Genomic DNA, 17,609 nt, shown 5'->3' with positions numbered 1-17,609 from the left:
CCCAGGCCGGACTGCCGGGCGCAGGCACCGATATCCACGCCGTGCTGCGCGACAGCCGCTTCGGCAGCCAGCCGCAGGCGCCTGCTTCACTGTCAGGGATCGTGCCTTACGACTCGCTGGGTATTCGATGAAGTTCGGTGTCGAGGGCACCGATGGAGGGCTCGCCATCCCGGGCATCATGCGCCCGGGATGCTACCCGATCACAGGTCCAGGACCGGCGTCCTCTCAATGGAAGGAGTCAGGGGTCAGCAGCAGCGGCGTACCAGCGACGCCAGCATGGATCTTGCGTCGGGCGACGCCGGCAATCTTTGCTTCGAACGCGCGAAACGCGGTGGTGTTTTCAGCTTGAGCCAGTTTGCGGCCGCAGAGGTGGTCGAGTGCTTCGTTGGTAACGAAACATTCCCGGTTCGCGCTTTCCACGCGAACCACAAATCCGATGCCCGTACCTGTTGCTGATATTGCTGATATGGCTGGCGCGGATGGTGCCGCGTTTGGGGCCGATGCGTTGGTGGGCATGTCATTCCTTCCTGAAATCCAGAGCGCCGGAAATCGGCGCTGCAGAGCCAGTTACCTGTACGCTCTTTACCCCCTCCTGTACACCAATATCTTGCCTGGCGATGACCGGGTCGTGGCATCCGGAATCTTCATCTTTCCATCCAGCAATTCAGTTCAAGCCACGGACTCGGGACTCAGGCCGCCACTATCTTTTCTTCCTCAGCGGTCAGGACTGGACCGTCCAGGGTCACTCTCGAGTCATCCAACCGGAAGCGCTCCATGACCGGCTTCAGTTCTTCCTTCACATATTTCTGGCTGTACCCATTGAACAAGGTCCCCAGCAAGCTCCTCTTCACATCGCTGGTATCCAGGAACCAGTCTGCAATCGGAAACGTCAGGTTCATGTTGTACTTCATCATGATGCCCTGGTTGTGATGCGCGGTATGGTGGCGACGGATGGTATTGATGAAGGGGACATTACGGACGAACCAGTTCTCATGCACATGGCAGCAATAATGAAAGGTCTCGTACACAAGGTACTGGCCGACCATGGTCAGGAACACCACATAGCCGGCGTTCGGATTGAAGATCACGGAGGCCAGGTAGCCAAGCACCGTACCGGCCACGCCCAGCGTGATCAGCACGCGCCATGGGAAAAACACGATCCGGAATTCGCGCGTGGTGTCGATCGTGACATCGTTGTCGGTAAAGTACTGATGGTGCTGGCGGGTGTGCCGGTCGTAGATCGCGCGCAAGGCAAATACGTCAATCTTGCGGTGCATCACGTAGCGGTGCATTGCCCACTCCACAAAGTTTCCGGCGATGAAGGTCGGCAGCATCAACCACCATTCCCAGCTCGCGGTTCCCAGATGTTGAAGGCAGTAATACACCGCTCCTATCCCGGCCGCATACATCACCGCGATATGCACCAGGCCATTGTAGGCAGGGCTGATTTCGGACTTGTATTGCTCGCGGAATTTCCGCTGGCGTTCGGACATCATGATTGCGCTCCCGAGAGTAAAATCTAACTGATATATTAGTGATATTCATATACTCGGTCAACAGGGCTGTTCCGTGCCTGTGCCTTACAATAGCGGTTGCACGATAAGCAAACAAAGGAGCACGATGGCATCCAGGCAGCAGACGAAAATGACGACCAGCCCGAAAACCCCGGCTTCGGAACCCGATCTGGCGGACGCTTTCGCCGATGAGAAAATGCTTGCTCCTGCTGCCAAGCTGACCGACCTTGCGTATGAAAAGCTGGAAGAGGCGATCGTGACGCTCAAGCTGCGCCCGGGCGCATCGGTGTCCGAAGCCACCCTCAGCCAGGCCACCGGCATCGGCCGCACCCCCATCCGCGAGGCGATACAAAGGCTGGCGCGCGAGCACCTGATCCTGATCCTTCCGCAACGTGGCCTGTTGATTCCCGAGATCGATGTCAGCAAGCAGCTGCGCCTGCTGGAAACGCGCAGGGAGATCGAGCGCCTGGTTTGCCGCAGCGCAGCGAAACGTGCGACCGACAGCGAGCGGCAGCGCTTTGCGGCACTGGCGACCGCCTTCACAACGGCCGGCGAGGCAAATGACGATGTCACGTTCGTGCGCTGCGACCGCGAGTTCAACGAACTGTGCCTGGCTGCGGCGCGTAACGAGTTTTCCGAAGGCGCGATGCGGCTGGTGCACGGGCTGTCGCGCCGCTTCTGGTACTACCACTACAAGCAGGCCGCCGATCTCCCTGTGATCGCCAAGCTGCACGCGGCGGTTGCCAGCGCCATCGCCGCAGCCGACGTGGCGGCGGCAGGATCGGCTTGCGATCAGTTGCTGGATAACATCGAGGCGTTCACCCGCTCCACCGTCATGACCCCGATCTAGGGTCAAGGACCGATCCAGGACCACGACGCCGCTCGTGGCCCTGGGTCTCCACGCCTTCAATCGAAGGCGAGCTTCGCCCATCTTCCGGCACGCCCCCTGCCCTGCGGCAAAATTTTCCCTACACAAATTTTTCTCATGTGGAACACTCCAATATTCCTGATATATTAGTTGTGCACCAGAAATGAATAGTCCCGGCCAGGCGTTCCATGGCACGGGAAAACAAAAGAACTGGAGGAGATACGGATGGAAAAACCAACAAAGAATATTGCGACGAGACGTAAGGTCCTGAAAGCGGTTGGCGGCCTGGGTCTGCTCGGCTCCGGCCTGGTGTCGTTCCCCGCCATCGCGCAGAACCGCCCGCTGCGAATCGGCATCATCGCGCCCAAGGCTGGCATTGCCGGCACCATCGGCGAATGCGGCTTGCGCGGCACGCAGTTCGCGGTCGACAAGATCAATGCCGGCGGCGGCATTGCCGGACGCAAGGTCGAACTGATCGTCGAAGAAGAAACCAATGCCAAGGATTCGATAGAGCGACTGCGCAAACTGGTCCTGCAGGACAAGGTCGATTGCGTGCAGGGCATCGTGTCTTCCGGCGTGAGCCTGGCCATGGGCCCCTCCGCCGAGGAACTGAAAACCGTGACCATGTACTGGGACGGCACCACCCAGGACGGCGTGCGCGAGACGATGGCAAAGCCGCGCTACCTGTTCCGCTCCACCGACAATGAATGCGAAGCGGTGATGGCCTCGCTGGTGGCCATCAAGCACTTCAAGGGCAAGTTTGCCACCATCGCCGGCATCAACCCCGACTACTCGTACGGCCGCAACAACTGGGCGGCTTTCCTGGCGCTGCTCAAGCGTTTCGGCGTGCAGGCCAAGGTCGTCGCCGAGCAATGGCCAAAGGTCGGCACGCTCGACCTCTCGTCTCACGTTGGCGCGCTCAAGGCTGCCAAGCCGGACCTGATCTTCAGCTCGCTGCTGTTCGCGGACCTGCCGGTATTCATGCAGACGGCATTCGGCGCCGGCCTGATGCAAGGCGGCACCAAGTTCGTGTTCCCTGCCGCCGGCTTCCAGCACACGCTGCTGAAAAAATCCTTCACGCCCGAGGGCATGATATTCGGCCACAACACGCTGTACTTCGATCTGCCGAATGCCTCGCCGATCCAGAAGGAATTCGTGTCCATGTATGTGGACCGCTACAAGGATTATCCGCACTGGGAGGCCGACCGCGCCTACTTCGCCATGCAAGCCTACAAGGGCGGCGTGGAGAAAGCGGTCAAGGCCAAGAACGGCTCCTGGCCGACCATGGAAGAGGTCGCGGCTTCGATCGAGGGCATCAAGGTCGACTCGCTGGGCGGCCCGGGCATGATGCGCACCGACCATATCGCCGAGCAGACCTTCTACCAGGGCATCACCACGCACAACAACAAGTACGACTTTCCGACGCTGGGCGTGGTCGACAAGAAGTTCTCCGATCAACTGCAAAAGCCGCCCGGGATGGACTTCTGGAAGTGGCTCGAGACAGCAAAGATCTCGCTGTAGGCGCCTGACCGGCCTGACCGGGCTGGCCGCGCCGAACTCGCATCGGCAGCCAGCCCGCGTTCTTCGCTACAAAAAAGAATTCAATCAATGGGGATATTTTGTCGACACTTCTCGATATCTTGTTGAGCGGGCTGTTCCATGCGGGCGTGCTGTTCCTGGTCGCCGGCGGATTGCAACTCGTTTTCGGCGTTCAGAAGATCGTGAACCTGGCTTGCGGTTCCTTCTATGCGCTCGGCGCCTACGTCGGCGTGACTGCCGTCACCTGGGCGATGACCCAGGGCGTGCCGCCGTACTACCTGCTGCCGCTCTTGCTCGGCTCCGGCCTGGTGCTGGGCCTGGTTGGCCCGCCGATCGAGCGGGTACTGCGCTTTGTCTACAAGCGCGAGGAAGGATTCCAGCTGCTGCTCACCTTCGCGTTGCTGCTGCTGTCGCAGGATATCTATCGTTTCATCTGGGGCGCCACGCCCAAGACCTTGGGCAACATGTCGCTGGTGTACGGACAGACCGTGCTCGGCCCCACCTCGATCCCGACCTACAAAATCCTGGTCATCGCGGCCAGCATCGCCATTGCACTGGCGCTTGGCTGGCTGCTGCAGAAGACGAAGTTCGGGCGCATCGTTCGCGCCACCGCGGAGAACCGCAACATGAGCGAGGCGGTCGGCATCAGCACCGGCCGCGTCACGGTGATCGTGTTCACGCTTGGCACCATATTGGGCACGGTCGGTGGCGCACTGGTGGTGCCGACCGCCGCCGCATCGCTGGACATGATGGTGGAACTGGTGGTTGAAGCCTTCGCCGTGGTGGTGATCGGCGGTCTCGGCAGCATGCGCGGCGCGCTGGTCGGCGCGCTGGTGGTCGGCCTGATCCGCTCCCTGGCCGTGTTCTTTTACGCAGAACTGGAAATCCTGTCGATCTACCTGATCGTGATTGCGGTGCTGATTTTTCGACCAACCGGATTATTTGGGAAGCCAATCGAATGAGAAGCTATCGCGTTGTCCTGCCACTGGTGCTGCTGTGCCTGATCGCGGCGCCGTTCGTCCTGTCGCCGTTTTACGTGGTGCTGATGTTGCCGGCGCTCGCCTACGGCGTGATCCTGCTGGGCTACAACCTGCTGTTCGGGTATACCGGCCTGATGTCTTTCGGCCATGCGCTGTTCGTGGCGCTGGGCGCGTATTCGGTTGCCTACATGACCGGACGCTTCGGCTTCAAGAGCATGGAGCTATCGCTGCTGACGGCAGTCGGCGTCAGCCTGCTGGTGGGAATTCCGGTGGGCATGCTGTGCGTGCGCTATGTGCGGATCTTCTTCGGCATGCTGACACTCGCATTCGGCATGCTGTTCCACTCTTTCCTGTTCAAGTTCTATGACCTGACCGGCGGCGATTCCGGCATTCCGATCATTCGCCCGCACCTGCTCGGCATGGAGTTCGCCAGTCTCGACAAGACGCAGTACCTGACCGGACCGTTCTACTTCTACAGCCTGGCCATTTTGCTGGTGCTGGGCTTCGTCATGTGGCGCATCGTCCATTCGCCGTTCGGCCTTCATCTGCGGGCGATCCGGGACAATCCGCGCAAGGCAGAGTACGTCGGCGCCCGGGTGTATGCATTCCGCCTGATGGCGTATGTGATCTCGGCGGTGTATGGCGCGATCGGCGGCGCACTGCTGTCGATTCCGGTCGGCCTGGCCGACCCTGAACTGGCGTACTGGACACACTCGGGCAATCTGGTGTTCATGACCATCCTCGGCGGCTTCGGCAATTTCTTCGGCCCGATCCTGGGCGCCTTCGTGTTCATCGGCCTGCAGAACGAAATGATGTCGATCACCCAGTACTGGCGATTTGCCATGGGCGTGATCCTGATACTGATCGTGATCGCATTGCCGCAAGGACTGATGGGCCTGCTGCTGAAGCGCCGCAAGGCTTCCCCGCCCAAGCCGACGCAGGCGGCGCCCTCGCCTGCCGTTGCCACGACCCGGACAGAGGCTGAACTATGAGCGTGATTCTCGAAACCAGGAACGTATCCAAGCACTACGGCGACTACCGGGCGCTGCAGGAGGTCAGCCTGACTTTCCGCGAAGGCGAGGTGGTCGCCATCGTCGGCCCCAACGGGGCCGGCAAGACCACGCTGGTCAATGTGCTGACCGGCCTGCTGAAACCGACGCACGGCAGCGTGCTGTTTCGCGGCACGTCGATTTCCGGCGTCGGTCCGGTCCGCCTGGCCAAGCTGGGCATGGCGAGAGCGTTCCAGCTTGTGCATATTTTTCCGGAACTGACGGTGTTCGAGGCAATTGCATCGGCAGTCATTTCGCAACAGAACCGGAACATGGATTTCTGGAGCAACGCGCAATCGATCGCGCCGCTGCGCGAGCGGGTCGAACAGGTTTCCCGCATCTTCAGCCTGCATAACCGCCTCGACTGGCTGGCTTCGAACCTGTCGCAAGGCGAGAAAAAACTGCTCGATATTGCCAGTGCATTTGCGCTCGATCCGCAGCTGATCCTGCTGGACGAACCAACCAGCGGCATATCCTCATCCGACAAGCGCGGCATGATGGATACGCTGATGGACGCGGCGCGCAAGGCCGGCGTGCAGACCATGCTGCTGGTGGAGCACGACATGGACCTGATCGCCGAGTATTCAACCCGTATCGTGGCGCTGACCGAAGGGCGCGTGCTGGCCGACCTGCCGCCCAAGGAATTCTTTGCCGACCCCCACCTGGCCGCCGTGATCGTTGGCAAGCCTCCTGTCGAAATGAGCACCTGATCAAGCCATGCTAACTCTCAAGTCGGTCAACGTTGAAATACAGAACAGCACCATCCTGCGGGACATCAGCCTGACGGTTGCACCCGGAGAACTGGTATGCCTGGTGGGTCGCAACGGCGCCGGGAAGACCACCACTTTCCGCAGCATCATGGGTTACGCCAAACCGAAATCCGGCAGCATCGAATGGAAGGGCGAGCCTGTCGTGGGCATGAAGACCCATCAGATCGCGCGCCGCGGAATTGCCTTCTCGCCCGAAGAAAGCGAAGTGTTTGGCGACCTGACGGTAGCGGAAAACATCGCGCTGCCGACCGACACCATCCAGACCGGGCGCTCGGCCCAGGACCGGATCAACCTGGCATACCAGATTTTCCCGAAGCTGGAACGCTATCGTGAACGCAGCGGCACCCACCTGTCAGGCGGCGAGCGGAAAATGCTTTCCATTGCGCGAGCGGTGGCGATGGATCCGCAACTGCTGTTGCTGGACGAGCCGTTTGAAGGATTGTCACCGGCGGTGATTCCGACCATCAGCGAAGGGATCGCATCGATCCGCAAGCTTGGTCGCGCGGTATTGATGGCCGAGTCCAACGGTTATCACATACCTGACTATGCCGACAAGGTGTATGTGATCGAACGCGGGGAAATCGTGTTTGGCGGAACGGTTGCCGAGGCACGGGCGAATGAAATGGTGAGCCGGATTATTGGCGCCTGAGCGGGTGGGGTTCCCGCCTGGCCGGACGCACGCCACGAACGCTCGATCCCTTTCACGGCTGAGCATTACTCATAACCGTGGGTGAGTGGTTTTGTGGTTTTGTGGTTTTGTGGTTTTGTGGTTTTGTGGTTTTGTGGTTTTGTGGTTTTGTGGTTTTGTGGTTTTGTGGTTTTGTGGTTTTGTGGTTTTGTGGTTTTGTGGTTTTGTGGTTTTGTGGCTCTTTGGCTTGCGGTTCGTGTGGCTGGGTTTGTTGGTTGTCGTTGTGAAGCCGGGAGACACCCCGGCGGGTGTGTCCCTTTCTTTTTAAAAAGAAAGGAACCAAAGAAAACACCGTCAAAACCCACTTGGCCAACGCCCGCTTCGATAGCCAACCAGACTCGGATGTCTGGGCTAATCCAGTGCGACGTTCGCGAGTGATGATCCCTCGGCTGTGTGCCCCTTACCTAATCAGCCAACCCCATGAAGTGTCTTATACCGATGCCCAGCGCACCGTTGACTCTTAATTTTTTTCGAAGCTTCAAACAAGCGATGGGGCTGTTCGACGAAAGACAAGGAGCAGCAAGGAACGGCAGAAAATCCCCCGCGATCCCCACTGCCGCTGACAATAGGACCTCAAGAGCCAATTAGCGGCTTCGAAAACAATTGGGAGTCAACGAGCGGTGGTGTGCGGTCGGCGGCATTGAAGCGGGTTGGCTGATCCCGGTCAGAGGCGAACGTGTGGCAGGACCTTCCTCGCGAACGCAGCAATGGTTCGGCCCAGACATCCGCGTCTGGTTGCCTATCGAGGCGGGCGTTGGCCAAGTGGGTTTTGACGTTTTTTCTTTGGTTCCTTTCTTTTTCTAAAAGAAAGGAACACACCCGCCGGGGTGTCTCCCGGCTTCACAACCACAGCCATCAAACACAGATAAACCAACCGCAAGCCAGAGAGCCACAAAGCCAAAAAGCCGTTGGACCAAACTACCAAAGGCCCACGCCTTAAAGGGCCAAAGCACCCGCCACCCTCAAAACTCCACCACGGATCGAATCTCCTTCCCCTCCCGCAATCCTTGCAGCCCCAGGTTGATATCCTCCAGCCTGATGCGGCTGGTCACATACTCGTCCAGCAGCAGGCGTCCTTCGCGATACGCCTGCACCAGCATCGGAAAATCCCGCTCCGGGTTGGTGCCGCCGTAGCTGGAGCGCACGATTTTCTTTTCGCCCATCAGCGAACCCCAGCGGAATGCCACCTCCTGGTTGACCGGGACCTTGCCCAGCCAGACTACCTGCCCGCCCGGCCGCACCAGCTCGACACTGGCCCGGAAAGCAGCCTGGTTGCCGGCCGCCTCGAACAAATAATCGGCGCCACGGCCAGCAGTTAGCTCAGCGTGCGCTGACGCCAGTGACTCATCTGCAAGCAATGTATGTGTTGCGCCGAACCGGCGCGCCATTTCGAGTTTCACCGGGTCGCGGTCGATCGCGATGATGGTGCCGGCACCAGCCAGCTTTGCGCCCTGGATTGCCGATAGCCCGACCGCGCCACAGCCAATGATGCTGGCGCTGCTGCCGGCTTCCACTTTTGCGATGTTGAGCGCTGCGCCAACTCCGGTCATGACCCCGCAACCGATCAGGCAGGCCAGGTCGAGCGGCATGTCGCGCGCGATCGGGACTGCGCACGATTCGGTCACCACCGCCATCTCGGCGAAGGTACCGGCATACATCAGCTGATGCACGGCTTCGTCACCCAGGAACAGGCGCGGCTTGCCGTCGAAATGCATCGACCGCGGGGCATTGTCGCGGTACTGCTGGCACAGGATGGGCTGCTGCTTTTCGCAGTAGAAGCAGTGTTCGCAATGCGGGTTCCACGAGATGATGACGTGGTCGCCGACTGCGCGCCGCTGAACCGATTTGCCGACCCATTCGACAATGCCGGCAGCTTCGTGCCCCGGCACCAGCGGCAATGGCGTGCCAAGCTGGCCTTCGACCGCTTCCAGGTCGGTATGGCACAAGGCGGTGGCAATAATCCGGACCAGCACATCGCCGTCGCCCAGGTGGGCGGTTCGCAGTTGCTCGATACTCAGTTGCGCCCCGGCTGTCTTCAGTACTGCTGCTTTGAAATCCACGTTTCTCAGGCGCTCCGCAGTTTGTCGGTACTCTCGTTGTAGCTTTTCACGCCGGTTCCCTTGTAGAGGATGGCTGCGCTGCGTTCGGCGATGGCTGCGTGCAAGGCGACAAACTCGGGATCGAAATCGCCCTTCGGCTGGGGCTCGTGTTCGAAGGTGTTGAAGGTATCGACACCGCGCACCAGTGTCGCGCTGTCCGCGCCTTCTACCTGTCGCACATAAGTCGGTATGTAACGAATCGCGAAGCCGATCCGCCGGCGCGGCGACGTGTTGGCCTCGGAGCCATGAATCAGCCGCACGTGGTGCAGCGACATTTCACCCGGCTGCAAATTGCACGAGACTGCCTGCGACTGGTCAACTTCTACCGCGACTTCCTGTCCGCGCGTGAGCAGGTTGTTTTCAGAATAGGTGTCGCGATGCGGGATCTGGTCGGCCAGATGGGTGCCGGGAATCACCTTCATCGCGCCATTGGACTCGTCACTTTCGGACAGCGCCACCCATGCTGTCACCACGTCCGGCTGCGACAATCCCCAATAAGTCGAATCCTGATGCCAGGATACGAACTTGGGGTCCTTGGCTTCCTTGATGAAGAAATTGGTGGTCCAGCAGAGAATGTTCTCGCCATACAGATCCTCGATGGCATCGAGAATTTTTTCCTGCCGCACCAGGTCGTTCAGGTCCTTGAACAACAGATGGGTCTTGTGACGCAGCGCACCCTTGAGCGGGCCGCCACTCTCTCGCTCGTATTCTTCCAGCCGCTGGCGGATAGCCAAAGCCTGTTCGGCGGACATGATGCGAATTGGCGTGACATAGCCTTGTGTTTTAAAGTTTTCGATCTGTTCGGGAGTCAGCAGTTTTGACATGGTCTGGGCAGGAAGTCCGTATTGGGATAGACTGAATTCACCGGATGAACTGAAATATCAGTTATACATTACTGATAACCATCAACCTAACGCTGCCTTCCGACCTTGTCAAGCACCACTGCCCATATCACTGCCAACGCCATTGCCAATGCCGCTGCGCCAAGCTCACATCCCCCAATGCAGGCCGGATGGATAGAGGCGCCACATGGCAAGTTGTCGCTGGGCAGTTTCGTGCTCGAATCGGGTGCCGCCATCGACGACTTCTCGATGTCCTGGGCGGTTCACGGCGATATGCAGGACGAATCGCTGCCGGTAGCGGTAGCGCTGTGCGCGATCGGCAGCGTGCATCACCGGCTGGATTTCCTGATCGGCCCGGACCGGGCGCTCGACCCGCGCCACTTCCGGATCATCGCGATCGACGCCATCGGCAACGGTCTGGCGAGCTCTCCGTCAAATTCGGAACGGCAAGCGGGAATGCTATTCCCCAGGTTCACCATCCGCGACATGGTGCGCAGCCAGAAGCTTCTGCTGGACGCCCTGGGCGTGCGCGAAGTGGAAGTGGTGGCAGGTGCGTCGATGGGCGGCATGCAGGCCTTGCAATGGGGTGTCGAATACCCGGCAGTGGTGCGCAAGATTGTCGCCCTGACGCCGATGGCCAAGACTGCGCCCTGGGCTGCGGCAATCAATGAAGCTGCGCGCCAGAGCCTGCTCGGCCGCTTGTCCGCATCAAACGCCGGCGTGCAAGGCACGCACCCGCCCGATATCTGGGACGGCTGGGTGCCGATCATGCAGCTGCTGGCAATGCGCACGCCGTCGCAGCTCGCGGGTGAATTCCGCGACGGGCCGGCCTGCCTGGCGTGGATCAGGCAGCGCACGGCGTGGTGGCGCGAGCAGCGCTTTGACCCGGTCGACTGGATTTACCAGTCGTGGGCATACGACGCGCACGATGTCGGCGCCACGCCCGGTTTCGATGGCGACACGGCACGCGCGCTGGCATCGATCCGCGCCAGGACGCTGATCGCCGCGCCGCAGCTCGACCTGTACAACCCAGCAGAATGCGCCAGCGCTGCCGCCAAACATATTCCGCAATGCGAGCTGCACCAGATCGAGTCCGACTGGGGTCATCTGATGGCAAGCAGCGCCGACGAACAGGCAGCGCGGGCGCTGAACGAAATCATCGGCAGATTTCTGCAAAGCTAGAGGCAAGCGCGGGCAGCCGCCCGCATCTCCCTTCCCTGACTAATTTGGCCTGCCTGCCGCAAGCAGGCGCTTGCGCAAGCCTCGTGAAGTCACTCAGGGGTGTGGCCGCCAACTCAGCCATGAGCGCTCAGTCCTCCGGTGTCGGCAAGGACACCACCAGTTCGCTGCCCTTCCCCAGGCCATCGGAGCGTATCTCGACCCGCCCGCCATGCAGGACCACCAGATTCTTCACGACCGACAGCCCCAAGCCCATTCCCTCGTTGCGACGCGTACTTGTTTGTATCTGCACGTAGGGCTCGAACACATCCTGCAAGCGCTCGGCCGGAATGCCCTCGCCCCAATCGCGCACGCAAACATGGCACCAGCCTGGCGTGCGCGTGCCGGTGATGCTGATGGTGCCGCCTTCCGGAGAAAACTTGGATGCGTTTTGAAGAACATTGATGAATACCTGCGTCATGCGGTCCGGGTCGACGTCGACCATGCCGAGCTCGATGGTCTCCAGCAACACCCGCTGCTGCCGCGGCGCGGTGAAGACGTCGGACAGTTTCGCCGCTTCGGCCAGCAGCGCATCGAGCGAAATCCGCTGCCGGCGCAACTGGATCTTCCCCTGGTCGATGCGGGAAATGTCGAGCAGATCATCGATCAGCCGTGTCACCTGGTTGATCTGGCGGTCGAGTATTTCCAGTGTCTGTTTGGAATCCCGTGGATCGCCGCCGCCGTGGCGCAGCAAGTCGACACCTGTGCGTACCGCCGCCAGCGGGTTGGCCACCTCATGCGCCAGCACTGCGAGGAAGCGGGCGCGCCGCGCATCGATCTTGCGCAAGACCTCCATCGCCACCATCAGCTTGCGGTTGGCGCTGCGTGCCCGCTGGCCGAGATACAGGATCAACCCGGTGACCAGATAATACGGAATGCCGGCGACCAACTCTTTCTCGTCGAAGTTAAACTGATGACGCGGCTGATCGAAAAAATAATTTGCAGAGACATAGCCCACGACTGCAGTGAGCAGTCCGGTTCGCCATCCGCCGATCCAGCCGGCCAGGGCAACGGCGGCTATCGCCGGCGCATAAGCCTGGCGGTTACCAAGCCAGGGATCGAGCAGGTAGCGGAAGCCGAAACCGAGTGCCGCCAAGGCGAGGCCCAGCGCCAGGACGACGAACCAGGGCGGATCCTCGATAGTCCACAACTCGCTGCTGAACTTGAATTTCCGCATGCGTTCCCCGTGTATGGGTGAAATGCCGGGTCGATCAAACCGCAGGGTGATTCTAGTTCATTCGGCTGTCGTGAAACTGTCATTGGACTGCCATTCCTTGCAAAAGCGTCAACGGCCGAGTGACCTTGTAGCTCCCTCCCGTTCAAGGGAGGGAGCGTTCGTGGCGGGCGCAGATCACCGCTCCCCCAGCGACTCCGAAATCGTCTTCGTGACCGGCTTGGTCAGATATCGCAACACCGTCTGCTGACCGGTCTTGATCTCGATCGTCGCCGTCATGCCGGGCGTGATGTCGATTTTTTCGTTCTGGCGGCCGGCAAGATTGCGGCCGCTGGTCTTGATCTGCACCCGATAGTACGGCTGCTCGTTGTTGCGCACGTCTTCATTGAGCGTGTCGGCGCTGATGTACGCCACCTTGCCGTTCAGTACGCCATAGATCGAGTAATCGTAGGCATCCATCTTGACGGTGGCGGGCAAGCCCGGCTTCACGAATGCGATGTCGGCCGGACGGACCTTGGCTTCGACGATCAGGTCGTCGTCGGCCGGCACGATCTGCATGATTTCCTCGCCGGGGCGGGCCACGCCGCCCAGCGTGGTCAGGCGAACATTGCGCACCACGCCATCCATAGGCGCGCGCACCTCGGTAAAGTCGAGTTGCTCCTTGCGCTGTGCCAGCACTTGCTGGGCGCTGGCCAGGTCTTCCTGCGCCTTGACCAGTTCGGCCTGCGCGTCCTGCAGGAACTTGTTCTTGCGGTTGGTGATCTGGGCTTCGGTATCGACCAGCTGGCGCTGCAGCTTGAGCACTTCGGCGCGGCTGACATCGCCGGTCTTCAGCAGCGGCAAGTTCATCTCCAGTTCTTCACGCACCAGCTTGCGGGCATTGTCCAGCGACTGCACTTCCTCGCGCAACGCGCTTTGCCGCTTGCGGTAAAGGGCCAGCTGGTTGTCGCGGAATTCCGGGTAACGCGCAGCATCCCGCGGCAGCACCAGTTCGCGGCCAAACACTTCGGCCTGCAGCCGCGCCATGGTCATGGTCAGCGCCGCCACCTTGGCCTGGCTTTCCAGGAAGCCCGCCTCCGCCTTGGTCTTGTCGAATCGCGCCAGCAATTGGCCGCGCTTGATCAACGAGCCTTCACGCACCGGCATCTCGGCCAGCACGCCGCCTTCGGGCACCTGTATCACCTGGTTGCGCGAGCTCGCAATTACCTGCCCGCTGGCGCGCGTGATCTGGTCCAGTTCGGCCCATTGCGCCCACAGCACGAATCCGGCAACAGCGATCACGCTGCCCCAGATCAGCGCCCTGCCCGTCCTTGCTTCCCCGCCCTGCGTCATGCTGCTGCTCCCTGCGTGGCATTGGTGCCATTCGTTGCATTCGTGGCAGGACGGCCCGCCAGCCGTGCCATTACCTCATTGCGCGGGCCATCGGCAACTACACGGCCGCCCTGGAGCACGATGATGCGGTCCACCAGCGGCATGACCGCGTTCTTGTGCGTGCTGATCAGCAAGGTCGCGCCCTGCTCGGCGACGTCGCGCAGCACCTGCACTACTCGTGCTTCGGTGGCGGAATCCATGTTGCCGGTCGGTTCGTCGAGCAGCCAGACTTTCGGGTTGGCCAGCAGCATGCGGGTAAACGCGATCAGCTGGCGCTGGCCGCCGGAGACACCGCGCCCGCCTTCGGTGATTTCCAGTGCCAGGCCGCGTGGCTGGCCAAGGATCAGGTCGGAAAGGCCGGTGCGCTGGGCCGCCGCCAGTATGGCTTCGTCACCAGGGTCCGGCAGGCCGAGCAACAGGTTGTCGCGCAGCGTCCCGGAAAACAGCCGGGCTTCTTGCGGCAAGTAGCCGACATGCTCGCGGACCACTGCCGGCGCCAGCAGCGCGGCATCCATGCCGCCCAGGAAAATTTTCCCTTCGGCGGGACGATACAAGCCGGATGCCAGCTTCAGCAGCGTGCTCTTGCCGGAACCGATCGGTCCGATCAGCGCGACCCGGTCGCCCTGCTGGATGGCCATGCGTTCGACTTCCAGCGCCACCCGCTGCGCCCCGCCGTAAGAAAAACGCAGGCGCTCCATGCCGATGTCGCCGCCCAGCAGGCTGGGGGCCAGATGCTCGTGCGCGTTGTCCTGTTCGTTCGGCAGGCTGATGATTTTTTCGATGCCCTCGATGGCCGCCCTGGCATGCGCCCATTGCACCATCACCCCCGGCAACTGGATGATCGGCGACATGGCACGGTTGCCGATGATGGAGCAAGCCAGCAGCGCGCCCATGGTCAGCTTGTTGTCGGTCACCAGCCAGGCGCCGACCGCCACCAGCAATACATAACTGACCTGTTGCAGCATGGCGGTCAGGTTCTGCGACAGCGAGGAATGAGTACGCACTGCCTGCTCGCCGATGCTGGCCTCGGCCACCAGCCGGTTCCAGCGCGATTGCAGCACCCCTTCCGAGCTGGACGCCTTGACCGACTCGGCGCCGTCGACCGCCTCCACCAGCAAGCCGGCGCTCTTGTAGCTGGTAGCAAGATTGTTGCGCGTATGACGCTGGATCGCCTTCTGGAAAGCCAGCCCGCAGCCCAGCGCAAGCGGCAGCGCCACCAGCGGCACCAGCACTATCCAGCCGCCGATCAGGCCAATGACCAGCACGAACAGCACCGCGAACGGCACGTCGGCCAGCACGAACAGCGAGGTCGAGGCGAGCACCGCGCGCACCTGTTCGAATCCCTTTACCTGCGATGCCAGGGTGCCGACCGATGCCGGCCGCGCTTCCATGCGGATGCCGAGCATGCGCCGGAAAAACCATTCGGACAGTTCGGCGTCGATGGCCTTGCAGGTGGTGTCGACCGCATGGCTGCGCACCTGCTTGAGCATGAACTCCAGCGCGATCGACAGCAGCACGCCCACCGACAATACCCACAGCGTGTTGTAGCCGGAATTCGGTATCACGCGGTCATAGACCTGCATCGAATACAGCGAGGTGCCGAGCGCCAGCAGGCTGCCGAGCGCGGTGGCCAGCACGGCGTCGAAGAACACGCCCTTGCGGCGCCAGATGGCCGCCCCGACCAGGCGCAACGCCGTCGGCACCGCATCGGCCTGCTGCACCTCGGGCAATGACAAGCATTGTGCCGCGGACAAGCCTGGCAGCGACAGCGTCGTACCGGCAGATGATTCTGCCTGCCAGCTGCCGTCGGCAATACGGCGCTGCACCAGCAGCCAACCCTGGGCCGGGTCCCAGGCCACAAACGGCAGGTCGGCGGCGGATGGATTGTGCAGGGTGGCCGGCTCGCCGCCGAGTCCGGCGGAGCGCCAGGCAAGCAGGAACAACTGCAGCGGACTGCTGCCTTCTGCTGCCTCGTCCACTGCGCGGTCGAGCGCCGTGCGGCGGGCTGCGGGCACCCGCTGCCGCGCCAGGCGCGCTGCGCGCTCCAGCAGTTCGGGCAAGCCCTTTCGTAGCAATGGATTCACGTCGTTTTCCTGAAGGTCATTGAATATCCAGCTTCATTGAATACCCAGCGTCATTGAATACCCAGCGTGCCGGTCTGGGTCCGCAACCGCAGGCTCGCGCCCAGTGCCTGGGCGCGAGCATCCTCGACTGCAAAATCGGCTTGCGTCGCTTCGCGCACCGCGTTCAGCACGTCCAGCCAGCTCTTGCGCCCGATCACGTACTGGCGGGTGTAGGAAGCAAACACCTGGCCCGACATCTCGCGCGCCTGCTCCGAGTTGGCAAGCCGCAGCCGCGCGGCCTGCAATTCATTCCAGTCGACATCGATGCGTTCGTCGATGTCGCGCAGCGCGGCTTCACGCGCCTGCCGGGACGATTCACGCCGGGCAAGCGCAGCTTCCACACCCGACTGTGCCGACAGGCCAGCGCCAGGCTGTGCCTGCAGCACGAACAGCGCGCGGCTCTCGCCGACCGTGCCCATGGCCCGCTCCAGCCGCACTGCCAGTTGCGGGAACATGGCGGCGCGGCGCACGCTGATGTCGGAATTGGCCGCCGCTTCCTCGAATCCAAGCCGCTTCAATACCGGCGAATATTCCTTGGCCAGTTGGCGCGCTGTCTCGACGTCGTTCGGCGTGCCCTGCTCCGATACGCCCTGCGCGCTGACGTCGGCCACGGGGCGCCCGGCCAACTGGCCGAGCTGGGTCAGCGCATTGCGGTAAGCCTGCGCGATGGAAGACTGGTCATTGATGGCCTGGTACAGGCGCGACTCGGCCAGGCTCTGGTCGACTGCCGAACTGACCTCTTGCTTGACGCGCCGCCCGATCATGTCGAGCAGCTTGCGATGTTCGGTCACGCTGGCATCGGCGAACTGCAGCCGCGCCTTCTGCCGCAAGACCTCGACCGTGGCCGCGATCACCCGCAGCCGCAGGTCGACCCGGGTTTCCTCGATCGAGGCGCCGGCGGCATCGAGCCGGTTGCCGGCGGCATCGATGCTGGCCGTGATACGGCCGCCGCTGTAGATCGGCTGCTCCAGCCGGGCCACGCCGGTGCTGCCATTGATGTTGCGGCTGTAGGTTTCCAGCGTCGGCGTCGGATAGCGCGCCCATTCGGCGCCCGATTTCTCGGCGCGCGCCACGTCCTGGGCCGAGCGTTTACCCAGCATCAACGGATGGGTGTCAGTGGCGGATTGCAGGATTTGTGCAAATGTCCATGCTTGCTGGGCATGCAGTTGCGCAGCACCCAACATGAGGGAAAAGCCCAGCAGCACATGTCGCGCCGGCCGGGAAAATCGTGAAAGGAAAGGAGAATTCATGGCAGTCCCGTTGAGGCACTCCGGGACACAGTGAAGCGAAGCGACGGCAAGCTGCTGATCCATGGTAATGCAGGTTCGATCATAGCAGCAGGGAAGCAAGTTTTGCTTGCTTCCCTGCTGTTCT

General features: G+C 61.5%; 15 protein-coding genes and 1 pseudogene. 7 read left to right on the top strand and 9 right to left on the bottom strand.

Features of this window, described 5'->3' with window-relative positions:
• Positions 1-225: 225 nt before the first annotated feature.
• Together FVE66_RS05620 and FVE66_RS05615 are read right to left on the bottom strand one after the other, a co-directional pair.
• Complete coding sequence (locus FVE66_RS05620) at positions 226-516, bottom strand: DUF1488 family protein (protein ID WP_151446344.1); 291 nt, start codon at positions 514-516, stop codon at positions 226-228.
• Between the two features lie 173 nt (positions 517-689).
• A complete protein-coding gene (locus FVE66_RS05615) occupies positions 690-1,496 on the bottom strand; it encodes a sterol desaturase family protein (protein ID WP_151446343.1) in 807 nt (268 codons plus the stop codon).
• 214 nt (positions 1,497-1,710) lie between these two features.
• On the opposite strand from FVE66_RS05615, the gene FVE66_RS05610 reads away from it, so the two are divergent.
• The 6 genes and pseudogenes from FVE66_RS05610 to FVE66_RS05585 all read left to right on the top strand — a co-directional run bounded on the left by FVE66_RS05610 (position 1,711) and on the right by FVE66_RS05585 (position 7,369).
• A complete protein-coding gene (locus tag FVE66_RS05610) occupies positions 1,711-2,364 on the top strand; it encodes a GntR family transcriptional regulator (protein ID WP_241673043.1) in 654 nt (217 codons plus the stop codon).
• 243 nt (positions 2,365-2,607) lie between these two features.
• The gene (locus FVE66_RS05605; RefSeq protein WP_151446342.1) at positions 2,608-3,903 is read left to right on the top strand and encodes an ABC transporter substrate-binding protein; all 1,296 of its coding nucleotides are present in this window, start codon (positions 2,608-2,610) and stop codon (positions 3,901-3,903) included.
• A 98-nt stretch (positions 3,904-4,001) separates the two neighbouring features.
• Complete coding sequence (locus FVE66_RS05600) at positions 4,002-4,883, top strand: branched-chain amino acid ABC transporter permease (protein ID WP_151446341.1); 882 nt, start codon at positions 4,002-4,004, stop codon at positions 4,881-4,883.
• Positions 4,880-5,893 carry a branched-chain amino acid ABC transporter permease gene (locus tag FVE66_RS05595; RefSeq protein ID WP_151446340.1) on the top strand — a complete coding sequence of 338 codons (1,014 nt, stop codon included), beginning with the start codon at positions 4,880-4,882 and terminating at the stop codon, positions 5,891-5,893. Before FVE66_RS05600 ends, FVE66_RS05595 begins: the two co-directional genes overlap by 4 nt.
• Positions 5,894-5,958: 65 nt before the next feature.
• A pseudogene (locus FVE66_RS05590) lies at positions 5,959-6,660 on the top strand (ABC transporter ATP-binding protein); the annotation flags it as partial.
• 7 nt (positions 6,661-6,667) lie between these two features.
• Positions 6,668-7,369, top strand: a complete 702-nt coding sequence (locus tag FVE66_RS05585; protein ID WP_151446338.1) for an ABC transporter ATP-binding protein — start codon at positions 6,668-6,670, stop codon at positions 7,367-7,369.
• A 52-nt stretch (positions 7,370-7,421) separates the two neighbouring features.
• On the opposite strand, the gene FVE66_RS05580 is transcribed toward FVE66_RS05585, so the two are convergent.
• The 3 genes from FVE66_RS05580 to FVE66_RS05570 form a co-directional block, all read right to left on the bottom strand.
• Complete coding sequence (locus FVE66_RS05580; protein ID WP_151446337.1) at positions 7,422-7,721, bottom strand: hypothetical protein; 300 nt, start codon at positions 7,719-7,721, stop codon at positions 7,422-7,424.
• Between the two features lie 649 nt (positions 7,722-8,370).
• Positions 8,371-9,468: a Zn-dependent alcohol dehydrogenase gene (locus FVE66_RS05575; protein ID WP_241673024.1), complete on the bottom strand. Its 1,098-nt coding sequence runs from the start codon at positions 9,466-9,468 to the stop codon at positions 8,371-8,373.
• Between the two features lie 5 nt (positions 9,469-9,473).
• Positions 9,474-10,331, bottom strand: a complete 858-nt coding sequence (locus FVE66_RS05570; protein ID WP_151446335.1) for a phytanoyl-CoA dioxygenase family protein — start codon at positions 10,329-10,331, stop codon at positions 9,474-9,476.
• A 105-nt stretch (positions 10,332-10,436) separates the two neighbouring features.
• Here FVE66_RS05570 and FVE66_RS05565 point away from each other — a divergent pair, with 105 nt between their 5' ends.
• Positions 10,437-11,531 carry an alpha/beta fold hydrolase gene (locus tag FVE66_RS05565; RefSeq protein WP_241673023.1) on the top strand — a complete coding sequence of 365 codons (1,095 nt, stop codon included), beginning with the start codon at positions 10,437-10,439 and terminating at the stop codon, positions 11,529-11,531.
• A gap of 127 nt (positions 11,532-11,658) precedes the next feature.
• Here the strand turns inward: FVE66_RS05565 and FVE66_RS05560 are convergent, their stop codons facing one another.
• The 4 genes from FVE66_RS05560 to FVE66_RS05545 form a co-directional block, all read right to left on the bottom strand.
• Positions 11,659-12,744: a sensor histidine kinase gene (locus FVE66_RS05560; RefSeq protein WP_151446334.1), complete on the bottom strand. Its 1,086-nt coding sequence runs from the start codon at positions 12,742-12,744 to the stop codon at positions 11,659-11,661.
• Between the two features lie 174 nt (positions 12,745-12,918).
• Complete coding sequence (locus tag FVE66_RS05555; RefSeq protein WP_151446333.1) at positions 12,919-14,073, bottom strand: HlyD family type I secretion periplasmic adaptor subunit; 1,155 nt, start codon at positions 14,071-14,073, stop codon at positions 12,919-12,921.
• On the bottom strand, positions 14,070-16,196 hold the full coding sequence (locus FVE66_RS05550; RefSeq protein ID WP_241673022.1) for an ATP-binding cassette domain-containing protein: 2,127 nt from the start codon (positions 16,194-16,196) through the stop codon (positions 14,070-14,072). The genes FVE66_RS05555 and FVE66_RS05550 overlap by 4 nt, the downstream gene beginning before the upstream one ends.
• A 50-nt stretch (positions 16,197-16,246) precedes the next feature.
• Positions 16,247-17,485 (bottom strand): TolC family protein, encoded by a 1,239-nt coding sequence (locus tag FVE66_RS05545; RefSeq protein ID WP_161993192.1) that lies wholly within the window; start codon positions 17,483-17,485, stop codon positions 16,247-16,249.
• Between the last annotated feature and the right edge of the window lie 124 nt (positions 17,486-17,609).

The sequence above is a fragment of the Lacisediminimonas profundi genome (assembly GCF_008831265.1).
GTDB lineage: Bacteria > Pseudomonadota > Gammaproteobacteria > Burkholderiales > Burkholderiaceae_D > Lacisediminimonas > Lacisediminimonas profundi.
This window is presented reverse-complemented; position numbering and strand designations above follow the sequence as displayed.

Excerpts from the sequence above, each read along its gene's own strand:
- FVE66_RS05620 (WP_151446344.1), bottom strand. The coding sequence starts at position 516 with ATGCCCACCAACGCATCGGCCCCAAACGCGGCACCATCCGCGCCAGCC.
- FVE66_RS05610 (WP_241673043.1), top strand. The coding sequence starts at position 1,711 with ATGCTTGCTCCTGCTGCCAAGCTGACCGACCTTGCGTATGAAAAGCTG.
- FVE66_RS05615 (WP_151446343.1), bottom strand. The coding sequence starts at position 1,496 with ATGATGTCCGAACGCCAGCGGAAATTCCGCGAGCAATACAAGTCCGAA.
- FVE66_RS05545 (WP_161993192.1), bottom strand. The coding sequence starts at position 17,485 with ATGAATTCTCCTTTCCTTTCACGATTTTCCCGGCCGGCGCGACATGTG.
- FVE66_RS05605 (WP_151446342.1), top strand. The coding sequence starts at position 2,608 with ATGGAAAAACCAACAAAGAATATTGCGACGAGACGTAAGGTCCTGAAA.
- FVE66_RS05570 (WP_151446335.1), bottom strand. The coding sequence starts at position 10,331 with ATGTCAAAACTGCTGACTCCCGAACAGATCGAAAACTTTAAAACACAA.
- FVE66_RS05560 (WP_151446334.1), bottom strand. The coding sequence starts at position 12,744 with ATGCGGAAATTCAAGTTCAGCAGCGAGTTGTGGACTATCGAGGATCCG.
- FVE66_RS05585 (WP_151446338.1), top strand. The coding sequence starts at position 6,668 with ATGCTAACTCTCAAGTCGGTCAACGTTGAAATACAGAACAGCACCATC.
- FVE66_RS05555 (WP_151446333.1), bottom strand. The coding sequence starts at position 14,073 with ATGACGCAGGGCGGGGAAGCAAGGACGGGCAGGGCGCTGATCTGGGGC.
- FVE66_RS05595 (WP_151446340.1), top strand. The coding sequence starts at position 4,880 with ATGAGAAGCTATCGCGTTGTCCTGCCACTGGTGCTGCTGTGCCTGATC.